Origin of the sequence: Granulicatella sp. zg-ZJ (assembly GCF_010892355.1) — a bacterium.
Lineage (GTDB): Bacteria > Bacillota > Bacilli > Lactobacillales > Aerococcaceae > WM01.
This window is the reverse complement of the sequence record NZ_WNJY01000006.1, coordinates 33299-52857: the sequence shown is the minus strand read 5'-3', so window position 1 is coordinate 52857 and position 19559 is coordinate 33299. Positions and strand designations below refer to the sequence as shown.

At 34.6% G+C, this 19559-nt stretch carries 14 protein-coding genes; 13 read left to right on the top strand and 1 reads right to left on the bottom strand.

The genetic code is table 11. From position 1 onward, the window contains the following. Positions 1–175 precede the first annotated feature (175 nt). The 11 genes from GMA11_RS03080 to GMA11_RS03030 all read left to right on the top strand — a co-directional run bounded on the left by GMA11_RS03080 (position 176) and on the right by GMA11_RS03030 (position 15865). On the top strand, positions 176–1051 hold the full coding sequence (locus tag GMA11_RS03080; protein WP_163545748.1) for an ABC transporter ATP-binding protein: 876 nt from the start codon (positions 176–178) through the stop codon (positions 1049–1051). Next, a complete protein-coding gene (locus GMA11_RS03075; RefSeq protein WP_163545747.1) occupies positions 1051–1779 on the top strand; it encodes an ABC transporter permease in 729 nt (242 codons plus the stop codon). The genes GMA11_RS03080 and GMA11_RS03075 overlap by 1 nt, the downstream gene beginning before the upstream one ends. Beyond that, positions 1779–2870, top strand: a complete 1092-nt coding sequence (locus tag GMA11_RS03070) for a sensor histidine kinase (protein ID WP_163545746.1) — start codon at positions 1779–1781, stop codon at positions 2868–2870. Before GMA11_RS03075 ends, GMA11_RS03070 begins: the two co-directional genes overlap by 1 nt. Further along, positions 2867–3466 (top strand): response regulator transcription factor, encoded by a 600-nt coding sequence (locus GMA11_RS03065; RefSeq protein ID WP_163545745.1) that lies wholly within the window; start codon positions 2867–2869, stop codon positions 3464–3466. Before GMA11_RS03070 ends, GMA11_RS03065 begins: the two co-directional genes overlap by 4 nt. Before the next feature lie 242 nt (positions 3467–3708). Next, positions 3709–5451 carry a SpaH/EbpB family LPXTG-anchored major pilin gene (locus tag GMA11_RS03060; RefSeq protein ID WP_163545744.1) on the top strand — a complete coding sequence of 581 codons (1743 nt, stop codon included), beginning with the start codon at positions 3709–3711 and terminating at the stop codon, positions 5449–5451. 198 nt (positions 5452–5649) lie between these two features. Continuing rightward, positions 5650–6837, top strand: coding sequence for a collagen binding domain-containing protein (locus tag GMA11_RS09290; RefSeq protein WP_240332458.1), 1188 nt, complete (start codon positions 5650–5652; stop codon positions 6835–6837). Further along, on the top strand, positions 6818–7699 hold the full coding sequence (locus GMA11_RS03050) for a class C sortase (RefSeq protein ID WP_163545773.1): 882 nt from the start codon (positions 6818–6820) through the stop codon (positions 7697–7699). Before GMA11_RS09290 ends, GMA11_RS03050 begins: the two co-directional genes overlap by 20 nt. Then, entirely contained in the window at positions 7668–8519 is an 852-nt protein-coding gene (locus GMA11_RS03045) for a class C sortase (RefSeq protein WP_163545743.1), read from the top strand. The genes GMA11_RS03050 and GMA11_RS03045 overlap by 32 nt, the downstream gene beginning before the upstream one ends. Then, complete coding sequence (locus tag GMA11_RS03040) at positions 8506–13410, top strand: SpaA isopeptide-forming pilin-related protein (RefSeq protein ID WP_163545742.1); 4905 nt, start codon at positions 8506–8508, stop codon at positions 13408–13410. The genes GMA11_RS03045 and GMA11_RS03040 overlap by 14 nt, the downstream gene beginning before the upstream one ends. A 67-nt stretch (positions 13411–13477) precedes the next feature. Then, positions 13478–14548 (top strand): iron-containing alcohol dehydrogenase family protein, encoded by a 1071-nt coding sequence (locus GMA11_RS03035; RefSeq protein WP_163545741.1) that lies wholly within the window; start codon positions 13478–13480, stop codon positions 14546–14548. A gap of 33 nt (positions 14549–14581) precedes the next feature. Further along, the gene (locus GMA11_RS03030) at positions 14582–15865 is read left to right on the top strand and encodes a serine hydrolase (protein WP_163545740.1); all 1284 of its coding nucleotides are present in this window, start codon (positions 14582–14584) and stop codon (positions 15863–15865) included. A 158-nt stretch (positions 15866–16023) separates the two neighbouring features. On the opposite strand, the gene GMA11_RS03025 is transcribed toward GMA11_RS03030, so the two are convergent. Continuing rightward, a complete protein-coding gene (locus tag GMA11_RS03025; RefSeq protein WP_163545739.1) occupies positions 16024–18666 on the bottom strand; it encodes a cation-translocating P-type ATPase in 2643 nt (880 codons plus the stop codon). A gap of 395 nt (positions 18667–19061) precedes the next feature. Here GMA11_RS03025 and GMA11_RS03020 point away from each other — a divergent pair, with 395 nt between their 5' ends. Together GMA11_RS03020 and GMA11_RS03015 are read left to right on the top strand one after the other, a co-directional pair. Continuing rightward, a complete protein-coding gene (locus GMA11_RS03020) occupies positions 19062–19256 on the top strand; it encodes a hypothetical protein (RefSeq protein ID WP_163545738.1) in 195 nt (64 codons plus the stop codon). An 84-nt stretch (positions 19257–19340) separates the two neighbouring features. Then, on the top strand, positions 19341–19511 hold the full coding sequence (locus GMA11_RS03015) for a hypothetical protein (RefSeq protein WP_163545737.1): 171 nt from the start codon (positions 19341–19343) through the stop codon (positions 19509–19511). The last annotated feature ends 48 nt before the right edge of the window (positions 19512–19559 follow it).

Sequence of the window (19559 nt, the reverse complement as noted above, 5' to 3'; positions counted from 1 at the left end):
TATATCGACATAAAAATGATATAGCATTTATTTTCTGTGCTCTCCACCTAAAGCTTTATATCATGTGATGTGACAAATGTCATTTTTTTATGTGACATCCTTTACTAATAAGAGTTGGAACTAGAGATTATACTATATCTATCAAACTAAATACGGAGCATGAGGAGTGTGTTATATGATTGAAGTAAATAAAATATATAAAACGATAAGTGGACAACATATTTTAAAAGATATTTCTTTTACGATTAACAAAGGAGATTGTGTCGCTTTGATTGGTCCGAATGGAGCAGGAAAAACGACGTTAATGTCCTGCTTAATTGGCGATAAATTTGTTTCAAAGGGTGAAATAACGATTGATAAAATGCCTGTCACACATGCGTCCTTAAAAACAAAAGTCGCCATTTTACCACAGGAAAATGTAGCACCTCAAAATTTGAAAGTATTCGAATTGATAACATTCTTCCAAAAAATTCACAAAAATTCATTATCCACAGAAGAAATTGATGCTTTACTAGGTTTTTCAGCAGAGCAAAAAAATCAAGTTACCGAAAAATTATCGGGTGGGCAAAGACGGTTGATGTCTTTTGTACTAACGCTCATTGGTCAACCAAGTATTTTATTTTTAGATGAACCAACAGCAAGTATGGATACGTCGACAAGACAACGGTTTTGGGAAATTATTTCTCAATTAAAAACAAAGGGTGTCACGATTATTTACTCCTCACACTACATCGAAGAAGTAGAACATACGGCAGATAGAATTTTAGTGTTGCATCATGGGCAACTTTTACGTGATACGACACCGCATAAAATGCGTTCGGAGGAACGAGAAAAGCAGTTTAATATACCGATTATATATCAAAAAAGTATCCAAAAACTTGAGATAATTTATGATGTCAAAACATCACGTGATACGATAACGTTTATGACAAAAGAGCCCCAAAAAGTCTTTGAATATCTACAAAAATTAGGGTGTTCGATTGAAGATATGGAAATGTTAAACAAAACATTATTAAATACACTGTTTGATAATACAAAGGAGGAAAAATAATGGGTGCTTTATTAAAAATGGAATTGATTTTAACAAAACGTGATTTGTTTTCATTTGTTTTAGGGATTGGTATGCCTGTTTTGTTTTTCCTGCTTTTTTCATCTATGTTTGATAGTAGCTATGGGGATGTGGCGATACTAACACGCAATTATTTAATTACCATGACCGCTTTTAGTATGAGTAGTTTTGGATTATACGGTTTTCCAATTTTACTTGATACAGATAAGAAAAATAATTGGTTGATACAAATACAGCATTCGCCGATTTCGTTAGCACAATACTATGCGGTAAAAGTGATACGCATGTTTGTATCTTTTGTTATTTCGATTATCATCAATTTTGCTGTAGGTATTTTTATCAAAAATATAACAATGAGTATGGAGCAATGGATTGTGAGTGCTCTATTATTGTTAGTAGGCAGTTTGACCTACTTAGCGATTGGGTTATTATTAACTCTTTTTAAAACAACACAAACCATGAATATCGTTGCGAATATTTTGTATTTTGTTTTGGCTATTTTTGGAGGTTCGTGGATGCCTTATGAAACATTACCACAATGGATGCAGCAAGTAGCTCATATGACGCCAAGTTATTATGCAAATCAGTTGGTCTTGGGGTATTTAAAGAATGATACCGTGAATATCTTAACTTTACTAATTGTTGTTGTATATGCCATAATAGTAGGAGGAATAGCGTTTATTTTGAGAAAAAAACAGGAGGTAAAATAATGTCGATTTTCAAAAAAATACACCCAATGTATTTTGTATCACTTGTTTATCTTATTTTTCCATTTTACTACATTTTTACGGGAGAATATTCTCTATGGTTTTTACCATTAACAATTCTTTTTGTTGTTTCATACTTATCGCTTATACTGGTTAAACAAGAGAGCATTGAATGGATATTATTTCTTTATCTATGTGTGTACACCATTGTGTTAACGGTATTTGGGAGTATCATGTCAACATTATTTATTTTCTATATTACCAATATATTGACATGGCATTTTCAAGATGATGCTTTAACAAGTAAACGCTACATTATTTTTTATATGACCTATGCCGTATTGCTTTATTGTATATTCCAAGTAAAAGACATCGAAGCAATTATCTTTTTGGTAATTTTTCATTTAGTAGCGGTTGGTATGATGTATGTGATGAGAAAAAGCGTAAAAGAGGAGCGTTTAAAGAAAATACTTCAAGAAAAAAATGAATCTATCAATTTACTACTAGCGGAAAATGAAAGAAACCGTATTGGACAAGATTTACATGATACATTGGGACATGTCTTTGCCATGTTAAGTGTAAAAAGTGAATTAGCAATAGCGTTCATGGAAAATAAAGAGTATGACAAAGCGAAAAAAGAAATTGAAGAACTTAGAGAAGTGACGACAATTTCCATGAAAGAGGTTAGGCAGGTTGTTCAGTCTTTGAAAAAACATACAGTGGAAGAGGAATTGCACATTTTACAAAATATGTTTGCTATGGCACAAATCACATTGAATGTGACAAATCGTGATATGATAAAAGTCTTATCAGAACCGTTACAAGCAGTGATTACGATGATATTAAGAGAATGTGGTAATAATTTAATCAAGCATAGTCAAGCAACGCATTGTCATATAGGATTTGAACGAAAAAGTAAAGAAATGCTAATAACGGTAGAAGATAATGGTGTTGGATTTGATACATGGACAGGACAAGAGTTGCATTCAATACGAGATAGATTGACAACAATAAAAGGACAGCTAGAAATGACATCACTAAAAGATCCAACACGTTTGATAATGTGGATACCATTGGAGGAGGACTTGATATGAATGTATTAGTTGCAGAAGATCAAGGAATGTTATTAGATGCGATGTGTCAATTACTTACAATGCAAGAGGAAATTCGTCATGTTCACCAAGTATCTAATGGGAAATTAGCCATAGATTGTTTAGAAAAAGAGCAGATTGATGTAGCAATACTAGATATTGAAATGCCCTACATGACAGGACTAGATGTTTTAGAATGGATACGTGAACGACAGTTAAACACGAAAGTGATTATTGTGACAACATTTAAACGTCCGGGATATTTTCAAAGAGCAGTTAGAGCAGGTGTAGATGCTTTCGTATTAAAAGAACGGAGCATTTCAGACTTGATGATAACCATTCAAAGTGTTTTGAAAGGTCAAAAAGAGTATTCCCCAGAACTTATGGAAGTGATGTTTATGCAAGAAAATCCATTGACAGAACAAGAACAAGTATTATTAAAACAAGTATCTTTAGGATTGTCTAATAAAGAAATTTCCCAAAAAATGTTTTTATCTAATGGAACAGTTCGGAACTATATGTCAACAATTTTACTAAAATTAGAAGCAACAAATCGTATTGAAGCAGTAAACATTGCAGAAAAAAATGGATGGCTTTAAAATTAAAATTTAATGAGAAATACACAGAATATAGATCGTAAAACAAAAAAATCTATATTTTGTGTATTTTTTTAGGGGGTTTAGAAAATCCTTTTTTGTAGATAGATAAAAACCTATGTATTAAATAAAAACGCTTTAAAATGTATAAAAATTAACGAGGGAGGGCTGTTATGGGGGAGTTGACGAATAAATATTCAAGCGTTATAGTTCGTCTATCACAACAAAAAAGGAGAGAAAAACTTATGACAAGAACAAGTAAGTTAAAGCAGTTTAATCGTGTTGCTTTAGCCATGATGTTACTTGGTGGTGCTTTTGTTCCGGCTGTTCCGTATGCGCAACCTGTTTTTGCAATTAACGGTGTTTCAGCTAGCGTTCCTGATAGCACAACAGTAACTATTGTGAAGTTACAAGCAGATGCGTATAACAGTACTGTTCCTAAAGTAAATGAAAATGGTCAAGCATTGACTAATGAAGAAATAGGAGCATTAGGGACAAATGTAAGAACATTATCAAACGTTATCTTCAAATGGTATAAAATTCCAGAGGATAAACTAAATGATCCAGAATGGACAAATGCAAAACTGATGGCTAAAACAGAAGCACAGTTAGATGCGTTAATTACTGGTGACGGTAACTCAGGACTGTTAGATCCAACAGCTGAAAATGGAGAAGTGCAATTTATTCGTACAAAAGAACAAAATGGTACGTATTGGATTATCGAACATTCAGCACCGTCAGAAGTATCAGCAGGATATGCTGTGCCATTCCGTTTGACATTACCTTTAAGTGCAAGTGATGGATCAGGCTACTTATCAGAAGCTCATGTGTATCCAAAAAACGTAACAGGTAAATTACCGTCAGTAGACAAGGATGTGAATCAACTTGGTTCAAATGAGGGTAGCTATAATGCTGGTCAAGACATTCAATTCTATTTAAAAGGAACGATTCCGACAAATATTGATACATATTCTAAATATGACTTTACAGATACATTGGATGAAGCATTAGATTATGTAGGTGTTGGTAAAGTTCAATTTGGTACAACTGAATTGATTAAAGATACAGACTATACAGTAACACCTCCAACAACAGATAGTAGAACAGTTACTGTTTCTTTAACATCAGAGGGGTTAGATAAAATCACACGTAGCGTTTCGCTAGATAAACGTAATCATCCAAGTGCTACGGAAATTGGTAATGTGACAGAAAATACAGATGCAAATCCATTTATTCAAGTCGAGTTAAAAGCGAAAATCAATGACAAAGCAATTATGGGTAAAGGGATTAAAAACGAAACGAAAATCGTTTATAAAAACAGTGGCGGTAATCATCATGATCCAAATGATCCAAAACCAAATACACCACCAAGCACACCACCGGGTACACCAGAAACACCACCAGAAACACCACCTTCTCCACCGGTATACGTTTATACAGGAGGTAAAAGATTTACAAAAGATGATGCAACAGATGAAAATGTGACATTATCTGGAGCGGAATTTAAACTGTATAATACTGATCAAGATGAAACACCTATGAAATGGACAGACGGATTAATTGCAGCAAATAGAGCAGCGATTGATGCAGGTAAATTTAAACCAGCTGTTGCGGGTGAAGACATTGTATTAGTTTCTGATGAACATGGAGAATTTGAAATTAAAGGGTTAGGATATCTTCCAGATACATCAACCACAGCAATTGGTGACGGTTCAAAACAATATTACTTAAAAGAAACAAAAGCACCAACTGGGTATCAACTGTTAACGTCAAAAATTTCGTTTACAGTATCACAAACATCATACTATACAGATCCAACAGCAGTAATGTCAGCAACTGAGAACGGAAATGCGACTGCAGATAAAGTGCATAATAACAAACGTCCAACCATTCCAGATACAGGTGGTATTGGTACAGTTATCTTTATTGCTTTAGGATTAGGTTTAATGGGCTTTGCCTTTATTGGTATGAAAAAATCAAAAAAATAAGCAGTAAGTAGAGAACAGGTGTTTATCACCTGTTTTCTCAAACACGATTTAGCGATAAATAAAGGTATGTTCCCATCATATCCCCAATACTTTGTTTGTCGGCGTATGAATAACATACGTTAAGTCGTGTTTGAGAAGATAAGAATGTTCGATACTAGAAAGATATTGAAAAGATATTAAAAAGGAAAGGAAGATAGGATGACATTTTCTAAATTAGTCAAAAGAATATGTGTGTTGATTGCGTTTGTCTGTTTACCATTTTCTAATCATGCGCATGCAAATGATACGGTAACGATTGAAATTATTAGTCCGAATGCTTTTGCCAATAATCAAGATATTCAATATCATCTGTTTAAAATTGGAACAGACCAGTCTGAAGTAGATTGGGTGAAAACGCAAGATTTGCATACTTTGAAAAATAAATATACTGCATCTGTTGTGTCATTAAATGACCAGTCCTATAAAGTCCAGTTGGAGAGAGGCTTGTATTATGTACTGGCAGTGTCTGAAAAAACAGAGCTTGCTATAACAGAAATTGTACCTTTTTTTATTGATTTAACAGGGAATGATTTTGAAAATAAAACGATTCATGTAAAGCAATTTCATCCAACAGGAGAATTACATTTGTTTAAATATGAACAACAAGGAAAAGAGCGAATACCACTAGCGAATGTTGCCTTTTCTTTGTATACAAAAAATAATGAGATTGTACATGTGAAAAACGGCTTAGCAACACTTGATACAGATGGAGAAACGGTATTAAACACTGATGAAATGGGAAATATTCGTATTTTCGGTCTTGCTGAAGGGGAATATATTATCAAAGAAGTAAAAGCGTTGCCGGGGTATCAACTATTAACAGATACACCAATGATTATGATTAAAGCGAATGATGTGACGAATATTGCGATAGAAAATCACCCAACACATTTTGGAGGGAAACGATTTAAAAAAGTGAATGAACAAACACCCGCTAAGGCTTTACAAGGTGCTGTTTTTGAAGTGTTAGACGCTGACAAAAAACCACTATTAAGAGGTGGACATACATATACTCTTACCTCTGGGGAAAATGGATATTTTGAAGTACAGGATTTGCCTTATGGAAAATATTATTTAAGAGAAGTAAAAGCACCGATTGTCGATAATGTTGAATATGCTGTATTGGGTGTAGATATTGCATTCGAGATTACACCTATATCATATACAGATGATACGCTGACAATTATTGTGAATAGACCTTTACCACCTGATCTTATTGAGCGTTGGTTACCACATACAGGTGAATTGTTGAGTAATGGGTATGTATGGGGTATTGTTTTCGTCATTGTAGGGATATTCTTAAAGAAAAAGAGTGTGAAACATGACAATGAAGAAAACCAAAACTAGAAAAAGTCGTTTCTTTTTTTATCTAGTATTTTTAATTGGTTTAGGTATATTGGCATTCCCTTTAGTTAGTCAGTATTTATATTATCGTGCGTCTATTGTGCAAGTGACGAGTTTTAAAGCAGAAGTGAAAAAATTAGATACAGCAGATATTAAAAGACGTATTTTTTTAGCAAATGCTTATAATGATGCGCTTATATCTAGTAAACATATAGATGTTGAAGATCCTTATTCGGAAAAAGATAGAAAAGAAGGAACGGCAGAATATGCCCGTATGCTAGAAGTAAATGAACAGATTGGGCATGTATCCATTCCAAAAATTGTACAAGACTTACCCATTTATGCAGGGAGTTCGGAGAATGTTTTACAACGAGGTGTTGGTCATTTAGAGGCAACTTCTCTGCCTGTTGGAGGGAATAGTACGCATGCTGTTTTAACAGCACATCGGGGATTACCCACTGCACAATTGTTTACAGATTTAGACAAATTGGAAATTGGCGATAAGTTTTATGTTCATAATATTGGTGGAACATTAGCGTATCAAGTGGATCAAATCAAAGTGGTAGAACCTACTAATATCGAGGATTTACGTATTCAAGAGGGACACGATTATGTGACGTTGTTGACCTGTACACCTTATATGGTTAACACACATCGTTTACTTGTTAGAGGATTTCGTATTGATTATGTGGAAGCGATAGAAGAAAAAGAAGCTAGTTATTTTAAAGAGAATGATTTATACAAGCGCTTATTTTATGGTACGTTTCTTGTATTAGTAGTTTTAGTTATTTTATTTGTTAAATTACGCCGAAAATATAGAAAAGAGAACAGATATGCGAAAAAGGGTAGTCGCCAAAAGACGTAAGAGAGGACTTATTATCATCTTTTTACTTGGATTAGGAATAACATTATTTCCCATTGTTAGTCAAACCATGTATTATTTTGCCTCAAAAGTTGTGGTGACAGAATTTGAAAAAAATGCATCGCATATTTCGACAAAAGATGTTGATAAACGCATTGCTTTAGCAAAAGCATATAATGAAACGAGGATTCAAAAAGTTTGGATACAAGATCCATTTACGGATTTACAAAAAGACGGTATCAAAGAGTATGCTCGTATGTTAGAAATAAATGAACAAATTGGATATCTACGTATTCCTAAGCTATTAGAAGAAATTCCAATTTATGCAGGCACATCGGAAAATGTTTTGCAAAAAGGCGTGGGACATTTAGAGTTGACGTCGCTACCCGTTGGTGGAGAAAGTACGCATACCGTTTTATCTGCGCACAGAGGATTACCTACGGCAAAGTTATTCACTGATTTAGATAAAATGGAAATCGGCGATATGTTTTATATTCGCAATATCAAAGAAACATTGGCTTATCGTGTGTTTCAAGTCAAAGTAGTAGAACCTACAGACTTAGGAGCTATTGCTATCCAAACAGGAAAAGATTATGCAACACTATTGACATGTACACCTTATATGATAAATAGTCATCGACTTTTAGTCATGGGAGAACGTGTACCATATGTTGAACAAGAACAAACATTACAAACCAATCAATATCAAACATTGTGGTTATATAGATGGCTATTTTATCTCGCATTGAGTGGAGTCGTTATATTGAGTGGAATAATAATTAGAATGCGAAAGAAGGGAAGGTTGAGTCGTGAAAAAAATTAGACGTATAATCGCCATTAGTTTATTGATTTTATCTCATGTTTTTGGAGGTTTTGTTTATGCGCAAGAAAATGTATCGGTTTCTACGTCAGATATGAGTACCTCGCAAGCGAATGATGAGCAATCTCAACCAAAAAAAGAAGAAACTGAAACAAGCCGTCAAACAGAGATTCAAACATTAAGTCAAACTGTCACGGAACGTATTGAAGAAACAACGGAAGAAAATGCAGGGTCGGTTATGTTCCGTTCAGCCAATCGAGAGAATCCACTAAGTGACGACACACCAGTATCAGATTCAACAACTGTTAATAACCCTGACGGTTCTACGACGACAACAACTGTCACACGTTGGTGGGAAACGATTAAGCGATTGACATTTGATCTAGGTAAATTTAGTATTCCAATTAAATTGGGAGATTTTGAACAAAAATCAACATTATATAAACAAGATATTGTGACAGATTCACAAGGGCGTTCCAAAATCGTTTGGGTATATAAAACACATATTTCAGGTAATATTAACCATACGGCAAGAGATTTAAAAACATTTTTTACGACAACAAAAGATTCCGGTTTAGGTGCTCCGATAATTACCTCTATTAAAAGAGATGATACAGAGATATTAAACGAGCATGAAGTAGGAACAACTCAGGCAGATTTAATGTATTCTACAGAGCATCGGATGGGTACTATCGAAAATGGTGAATATATTTATACGATTGAAACACCAGTTACAGATGTTCGAGATTTTTATGCTTTAGATTTTCATACGACTTTAACTGCTGAATTAAAAAAAGGAGCAGACTTAACGTATGGAGGTACTACAACCGTTTTAGATAGAGATACGGTTTTAGAGGTACCGTCAACAGCAAGACTATTATTACCTGGAGCATTTCATCATGATGACAGTAGTCCTGTCATCAATACGAGTGGAACTGAAGATACGGTAACAGCTGGAGATTATATAACCGATACATCTATTCGTTGGACATCATCAGTTGTAAATAATGGTAATACACCTAAAACGAAAACATTTGATATGACACCAGATGCGTCACAAAATGTAACGAGTGTTAAAGTCTTTTATTATAAACCGTCAAATAATGGATATGTTTTAGAAAGAACAGAAACAAAGTCTGTTCATGACACTCAATTTACAGTTTCCGATATACCTACTGGTTATATTGTTCAAACAGAAGTGTTAACCAATATTACAAATGAAAAAGTAAATCATACTATTCCACAAGCCAGTTTAGAGGCACTAAAAGTCGATTTAAAAATTAGAAAATCTTGGGAAGACGGTGCTACACCAGTTGATACACGTTATGAAATACGTGCTGACAATACACTTATTTGCACAGAGGTGTTAAATGCGAATCAAACAGAAAAAGTGGTCGAAAATATTCAAAAATTTAAATTAGATAATTATGGAGAAAGAAAGCGTATTGATTATTCTGTAGAAGAACTTGCACCTTCAGGATATTATTTGTTATATAGTGGTTCAGATGATAAAGCGTTAGATTATTATTTTGTGAATAAACAAAGAAAACAACATCCTGTTGCGAATATTCAGTGTAGTGAATACGGTGTTACAAGAATTACAGATTTAACATTAAACTCATTTTCGACGGCTGATTCAGCAGGTTGGGGAGGTATTTATCAATTCCATTTCAAAATACCTGCTAATGCGAAACCGGGAGACTATTTCACGGTGTCTTTACCGGACGACTACGTTATCCAGCACGTGCCTAATTCGAATAAGCGATGGCAGACATTGGATCCGGAAGGTAAACACGGTGCAGTTGATGTATATCATGTGGTAAAAGATAAGTTGAAATTTGTGGTTACGGAAAATGGTGTATCCTCACAAGATTACACAGGATTTTTTGAATTATCTGGTTCTGAAAAGAAAACAGATGCCGAGTTAAATAGTGTCTATTATGTGAATGGTAGACGAATGAGTTTGGAAGAAAAACGAAGAATGCGTGTTTTCTCAGGGATAGAGCCTAGAGCAGGATTCTTCTACGACCCAGACCATCCACAATCAACTATTATTTCAAAAGAGGTTGACTACACAGCTGAAAATCACTTTGGGGCAACTGATTCATGTAGTAAAAATTTAACCAATATTGTGACAGCGCATTATGAACCAAATCCAATTTCAGAAACAGCACCGAGTATTCGAAAAAATACTATTGATATAGGGGAAGATTATATTACGTGGGAAGTTTTGTTTAATGCTAGAGGAGATTATAGAAACTATCCTCTAGATAGATATTTAGAAGATCATTTAGGGGACGGGATTGAACTATATCATGGGAATAATCCTAGCTCTTTTGATAAAGATATTGACGTATTTATGGCAGACCCGGGCAATGGGCAAAACTATATGGCAAATACTATTTTGAGAGTACCTAAATCAGAATATACGATTACAGGTAGTCCCCAAGACAAATATTATTACGGCCCAGATGTTGACTATAATTATCGAGGAACAGATAAATTTAGAAGTTTATATCGTCTAGAGTTCCATTTTGAACATCGTACAATCAGTAGAAAAGTAATGGTTATTCGTGTCAAAACAAAGAAAAAAGCATCCGGACGTCAAGTAAACTTAGCCCATGCACGCTCAGGGGGACGCTTAGGAAAGGTGCATAATGTATTAGGTAGACCATTTTTTTATGATACTCGTGTGAGTGCGGAACCAATACATGTGTATCAATATAAATTTAAAAAAGTAGAGAATATAAATGGGACTACTGTTCCAATTAGAGAACCTGCACGGTTTGCTTTATATGGCATCGAACAACATACAAATCAAAAAATTATTTTATCAAATGAAGAATCTGACGATACAGGGACGGTTACGTTTGATCGACTAGAAGCAAATAAAACATACTATTTTAAAGAAATAGAAGCACCAGAGGGATATACGCTTGATGACACCATGCATACCTTGGTCGTTGCTCAAGACGGTAGTATTCGTGTTGACGGAGAACCCTATGATGCAAATCACTTAAAAGAGATTATCAACGTGAAGGCACATACAACATCTACGTCTGTTGAGTTAGAAAAACTAGATAGTCAAACGGGAAATGCACTTACAGGAGCTATCTTTAGACTACAATCAAATACGGGTTATAATGTTGTTTCACGAAATGATGTCAACGCCTCAAGAGTCATATTTCATGCGTTACAAGAAGGGCATTATCGTTTAACCGAAGAAAGTGCACCAAATGGATATGTACCATATACACAAGCGTTTGAATTTGATGTTGATAGTCAAGGAAATATTAGCAATATATCGCAAGATGATTCTTACTTTACATCAGAATTAGTCAATGAAAATAAAACGATAAAATTAAAAATGAAGAATCATAAAGACCATTTCGATATTCGACTGATGAAACATGATGTAGCAGATGAACAGCATGTATTAAAAGATGCAATTTTTAGACTGTTTTCATCTGATCAAACCACTCAAATTGGCTATGATAAAGTAACAGATGAACGTGGTAATCTACAATTTGAGAATTTATCCCCAGGGACATATTACATTCAAGAAATAACATCTCCAGATGGGTATGAATTGAATACGAAAAAATATGAAGTTATTTTACATGAAGACGGCACAGCTGGAAGTCACAATGCCGATGATGTATTCGTGTTGAAGAATATGGATAATCGGGTGTTAAATATTGTAGCGAAAAATAGAAAAAAAGAGTATCGTGTGAAATTGCAAAAGATTACGGAAGAAGGTACGGGTCTTGATGGCTCAAGATTTGAAATTGTAGATGAAAACGGACAACGTGTAAATGATTATGTGGCTACTTTATCAAGAGATGGGTTTATCTTTGGTGAGGGGCAAATTAGAAAATTGTCTTCGGGAACGTACTATATTAAAGAGTTACTCGCACCAAATGGATATGTGCCTTTATCAGAAAGTATTCCGTTTACACTATCTCCAGACGGCGTATTGAGTGTTCCAGAAAATAAAGCACATCTTGTTGTACTTGCAAATAGTTCTGAGCATGATGATTTAGTATCTATTAAAGTAAAAAACTATAAGCCAGAAATCCGATTAACAAAAGTATCCAAAGATGATACATCTGTTCTTTTAGAGCATGCTCAATTTACACTGTATCAACAAGACGGCGTGACAGAAGTGGCGACGAAAGAAACGGATAGTCAAGGTATGGTGTCATTTAAAGAGTTGGCACTTGGAACGAGTTATTATTTACAAGAAAAACAAGCGCCAGTCGGTTATCAAAGAGATACTACTAAATACAAAATTAGTATTGCTCAAAATGGCATCATGACGGTTAAAGTTGCTACGATTGAACAAAACAGAGAAGTGTTGACAGATGTTACTGATACATTGACTGTTCAGCAACAAGAAAATATACTGTCTTTAATGATGAAAAATACACCAATATGTTATATGTTGAAAGTGATAAAAGTTGATGCGAAAACAAATCAGACATTGGCGAATGCACGATTTATTATTAAACAAAGTAAAGATGCGAATGCACCGGCATATAATGGGCAACAAGCGACATTGACAACGGGAGAATTTACGTTTACAAATAGAGATAAAGGGTTTGTACCGGGTGTGTATTATTTAGTTGAAGAAACCGCACCAGAACATTATCAAAAATTACCAGAGCCTGTGATGATTACGATTAGGCAAAATGGAGATGTGACAGTATCAGATACGTTTAAAGATATTGTTCTTATTGAAAAAGAGAGTAATTCAAATATTGTAGGTATTCGTGTGAAAAACTTCAAACCGGGAGAATTTCCAAAAACGGGTGGTATCGGTATAGAAATCTTTATGATATGTGGTATAAGTATAATGCTTATTTCTGTTTTATATTATCGTAAAAAGCAATAGAAAAAAATCGGAAAAGATGATAGAATAACGATATTCTATCATCTTTTTTTAATTATAGGAGGACATTATGCGATTTGAACAAGTGACAAGAAGTACCCCAGGACAATATATTAGTGAAGCAGGTGCTTTAGTTTATTTATCAGAAAAATTAAAAGCATTTGATAAGCCTTATATCGTTACTGGAGAAAAATCTTATGAAGCGTTTTTAACATTTACACCGGATAAGTTAGAAGGTATTCCTGTTTTAAAATATGATAAAACATCTAGTCATGAGGACGGTGAGCGTCTAGCGACATTGGCAAAAGATGCTGATGTGATTGTGGCAATCGGTGGTGGAAAGGTTTGTGACACGGCTAAAATTGTTGCAGAACGTTTAAATTGTGACATTATTTCTGTACCAACAGTCTTGGGGACATGTGCTCCTACAACACCGGTAGCAGCGGTATATCACCCAGATAAAACGTTTAAAATGGTGGATTATTTTTCAAGAACAGCGTATTGCTGTATTGTAGATTTAACATTATTAGCACATTCTCCAAAAGCGTATTTTGAAGGTGGTGTTTGTGACACGCTTGTGAAATGGTATGAGGCAGAAAGTATTGTGCGTCATGTTGAGGATACGTTGGAGGCAAATGTTGCGTTAGGATTAGCTGCGGCAAAAGTTACACAAGAAATTTTATTACGTGATACACCTGAAGCGTTAAAAAATTTAGAGAATCATGACGTAACACCTGCTTTCAAACGTGTTGTGGATACAGTCTTTAATGTGGCAGCTGCTGTAGGTTGTTTTGCTTGTGAATATGGCCGTATGTCTGGAGCACATGCTGTACATAATGCTTTATCATTATTTAAAGAAACACATGCTATACAGCACGGTGTTAAAGTGTCTTACGGGCTACTCGTTCAATTAGCAGCAATGAATGAATTAGAGGAATTACAACGATTAATTCTGTTTTATAAAGAGAATGGTTTTATTTATTCATGGCATCAATTAGGCATAGAAGAAACTATGGAAACAGCTGTACCAAAAATGGCATCATTTGCAGCGAGCGATAGGGAAACATTCCGTCTTGCTGTTCCGAATGTTCAAACGGACGATATAGTAAAAGCTGTGCATTTAGTTGAAAAATATGTATAATAAAAATGTATTTTTAACTAAGGGAGCGACTTTATGCTTAAAAAGAAGAAAATATATCAAATTTTATCATTGAGCATCGTGTTAACTAGTATTGTGCTTATTTATTTGTTGTTTTTGCTACCAGCAACCAAACAAGACGTATTTGCGTATACTTGGGGAGATGACCTACCTTTAACTGCATCACTTTATTTGGATCATGCCAAACCAGACACACAAGTGGAGATAGATAAGAGCCAGCTTGAAAAAGAGGGATTGCAGACAGTTAATGTTGTTTATGAAGGAAAAACATACCGTGTCAAATTTAATATCAATAAGCCTGATATATCAACGATTGTTGCCTTAGATGCAGCCAATCGAGTATTTTATAAAGGACAAAATTATCAAACGATTTTTAAAGTAAATCCAAAGTATGCTTCTCAAGTAACGTATAATAAGAACAGTCAATCACTGTCAAGTGGCGAAGAACGTGTGTGTGCGACAGCGTATGGACAAGAAAGTTGCCAAGTGCTAACGGTGGCGGATAAACCGGAAGTACTGGAGGGATTGGTTTCTAAATATGATTATGTCAACAAAGATTTGGTTACCATTGTCAGAGAATTTTTAGCCGATAAAAATGTGAGTGAAGAACTTGTGTCGTTTGCGTATAAATCAGTTGATTCAGATGATGTGATTGCAATGAACAAAAATGCACCTATGAAATCAGCAAGTACATATAAACTGCCATTAAATATGTTAGTGTCCGACAAAGTGAAAAGTGGTAATTTATCTTTAGACCAAAAAGTGCCCGTATGTAGCGAATGCTATGAAAGTATTGACGAATACAGAGGATTCCTCAATAATTATGGACAATCCGTAGACGTTAAACTATTACAAGAAGAAAGTATTGTAAATTCAAGTAATGTAGCATCACTTGTTTTATTTAATACACTAGGTGGCGTGACGAAAGTATATGAAGATATTGCTGTTTATGGTCAAGCTGAGGGAGATATTAAAACCATTGCTTCCAGTGATTATAGTTTGACGACAAGTGATTATTTTATACAAGTACTAAATTATTTGTATAAAAACCAAAATACGTATACAGATATTATTGCCTATATGAAAAAAGCAATGCCGGGTGCATATCTGAAAAAATATGTGACGGATGCGGATATTGCACACAAATATGGAGATTTTGGTGGTGCACATAATGATGTTGCTATTGTGTATGAAAAAACACCTTATCTTTTAGCACTATACACAACAGGAATTGGTCTTGAAACTTTTGAACAACTTGCATTTGTGATTAATCAATATCATATCACGCATCAAAAATAGGAAATAATAAAGTTTATTGCTAAGTGAAAGGTAAGAGAGCCAGTTATCTTAAAATAGTAAAATGCTTAACATCGAAACATTGATGTTAAGCATTTTTGTCAATATAAGTAAAAGAACAGGAGGAACTGCTAGTAGTTCCTCCTGTTTTGGTGTATCTATTATTTTTTATGTGCAATACGTAAAACAATTTTACAAATTTCAACGACAGGGACAATCGCAAAGGCTACGCCAACGACCATACCCCATTGAGCAAGTGTTAAGCTTGAAGAACTAAAGAATGTGTTTACACCTGGTACAATCATTACAATCAGTAACATTGCTGCAGAACCGATGGTTGCATAGTTTAACCATTTGTTTGCGAATGGGTTCATACTAAATAGAGATTGGTAAACAGATTTTACATTATATGCGTGGAACAATTGGATTAAACCAAGTGTTGCGAATGCCATTGTTTCGGCAACTGGAACACCAAAGTGGTCTTTTGCATACCAGAAAATTCCTAGTGTAAATAATGATTCTAAAATACCTTGGTAAATGATACTATGTCCAACACCGTTAGATAGGAAGTTAGAGCTTTTTCCACGAGGTTTCATCGTCATAACTCCTTTTTCAGTTTCTTCCAATCCTAGTGCAATAGCAGGGAATACGTCTGTGACTAAGTTAATCCATAAAATATGAATAGGTTCTAAAATAGTCCAACCAAGCATTGTTGCAACGAATAATGTCATCACTTCACCTAAGTTTGCAGACAATAAGTATTGAATAGCTTTTTGAATATTTGCAAAGACTTTCCGTCCTTCTTTCACGGCAGCAACGATTGTTTTGAAATTATCATCGGCTAAAACCATATCAGAAGCACCTTTGGATACTTCCGTACCAGTAATACCCATACCTACACCAATGTCGGCAGCTTTTAAAGATGGAGCATCGTTAACGCCATCACCTGTCATGGCAACAACTTTGTTGTGAGATTGCCATGCTTTCACAATTCTTACTTTATGTTCTGGAGATACACGAGCATAAACAGAATATTGTTCAACGTGTTGGCGTAATGCTTCATCAGACATTGCATCTAATTCAGCACCTGTTAAAACGGCGTGTTCTTGATTTTCTTCAATAATACCTAAACGTTTCGCAATAGCTTGAGCTGTGTCTTTATGGTCACCTGTAATCATAATTGTGCGAATACCTGCTTTTTTGGCAACAGCAATCGCATCAGCAGCTTCTTTACGTTCAGGGTCAATCATACCAACTAGTCCCGCAAATACCATGTTTTGCTCTACATATTCAGTTGTCAATTCACTTGGTACAGCGTCCACTTCTTTATATGACATGGCTAAAACACGCAATGCTTGAGTCGCCATTTCATGATTTAATCTTGCCAATGTATCTTTGTCAGTGTCAGTAATTGGTCTTACGGCACCGTTATCTAAAATATGTGTGCAACGCGTTAATAAAATATCTGGAGCACCTTTTGTTGCGATAAGGTATGCATTGTTTACTGGGTGAATAGTTGACATCATTTTGCGGTCAGACTCAAATGGTACTTCTGCCACACGTGGATAAGCACTTAAAAATTCTTGTAGGTTTAATTGTTTATCCAATGCGAATTGTACAAGTGCTGTTTCAGTTGGATCGCCGATTAGTTGTCCTTCTTTTGACAGTTTTGTGTCGTTTGCTAGTGTCATCACTTTTAATACAGATAAGTCTAAGTCAATCGGCTCGCTAGCATTATGAATGGTATTGTTATAAACTACTTTTTCAACTGTCATTTGGTTCAGTGTCAATGTTCCTGTTTTATCGGAACAAATAATTTCTGTTCCACCCAATGTTTCAACGGCAGGTAATTTACGAATTAACGCATTTTGTTTTGCCATAGATTGAGTACCTAAAGCTAAAATAATTGTTGAAATAGCAGGTAACCCTTCAGGGATTGCAGCAACAGCGATTGAGATAGCTGTTAATAACATAGCTGTGGCAGGTCTACCTTGGGATAGCCCGATACCAAAAATAATTGCAGCAATCACTAAAATTAAAATAGTCAACCATTTTCCAAGTTGATCTTGATTTTCTTGTAGTGGTGTTTTGCTTTCTTTTTCAGAAACAAGCATATTGGCAATTTTACCAACTTCGGTATCCATACCTGTTGCTACAACAACACCAAGTCCACGTCCATACGTTACGTTTGTACTTGAAAATGCCATATTTGTACGGTCACCGATACCAGACTCCTCACTATTTGGAATAGCTAATGATTTTTCAACGGGAACAGATTCTCCAGTTAGTGCAGACTCTTCAATTTTTAATGTGTTGACTTCTAATAAACGCATATCGGCAGGGACAACATCACCTGCTTCTAATAAAACAATATCTCCAACGACAATTTCTTCACTTTTTAGTGATAATGTATGCCCGTCACGCATCACACGTGCAAGAGGAGATGCCATTTTTTTCAAGGCATTTACAGCTTCTTCGGCTTTTGCTTCTTGAGCAATCCCTAACACCGCATTGATAAGTACCACAATCATTATCATAATCGCATCATGATACTCTGGATGTCCTTCAGCATAAGATACCACAACAGACAACACAGCAGCTGCCATTAAAATAATAATCATGAAATCTTTGAATTGATCTAAAAATTTAGCAAGTAAAGAACGTTTTTCTCCTTCTTGCAACATATTCTCGCCATATTTAGCAAGACGATCGCTTGCCTCTTTGCTAGATAAACCAGCTAATGAACTATCTACATCTTGTAAGACTTCTTCTTGTGATAATAAGAAATAATCTTTCTTTGTCATATTTTTCCTCCTAAAATCATATAGATTGTTTTAGATAAAAGAAAAAGACTTATAGATACAGCTAGCTGTATCTATAAGTCTCACTGTTTAAGATAGCACCAGCAGAAACCTGCTTGTCGTTGTTGATACTATCGCACAATTTTAAATTGTACCAGTTACTCCCTTATAAAAAACATATCACATGCAACATATTATACAAGAATTGAAAAGAAATGCAAGAGAAAAAAATTTCTGAAAAATGTTTATAAATAGGAAAATAGTTACGATTATTTGATACGTATAGAAAAGATTATCCAGTAAGGAGTGGTATCGTTTACATTTTTTTAGATAATGCTCTACTATTAGTAGAGTAAGGCATGATTTAAGTTAAATATTAAGGTAAGGAGGTAGTAAACATGTTTGATGTATATTATTCAATATCAATTGTTCTAATAGTTGTGTATAAAGTATTAGAATGTATATTTTTAATTTTAGGAATTTCTTTTTTCTGGAGACATAGAAAAAATAAACCAATAAGTACGGGGAGAAAATCTATGTTCAAAAATATAGAAGATATTTGGAAAAAAGAGATGTTGCAATATATCTCTTAGCTTAAAAGAAAATGATAAAACACCAATGCTACAAAGTGTTTTGTTGGCTATTCAAAACACAATTTGCGAGTTGAATGGTAAGCATTGTGGCGGTGGGCAGATAGATTGGCTATCCAGCGATTGATGAAAGATATTCGGTTGAAAAAATACGATAAATGGATTATTTTGACAGAAGAACAAATGGCATTATTACAAAAGATACAAGACACTGATGATGGTTCAACCGGCATTGCTGGTGGTTGGGGTAGGTTTTAAGATAAAAAATAAAAGCTTTTCAATAGATTGTTAAATATGTTTACATCA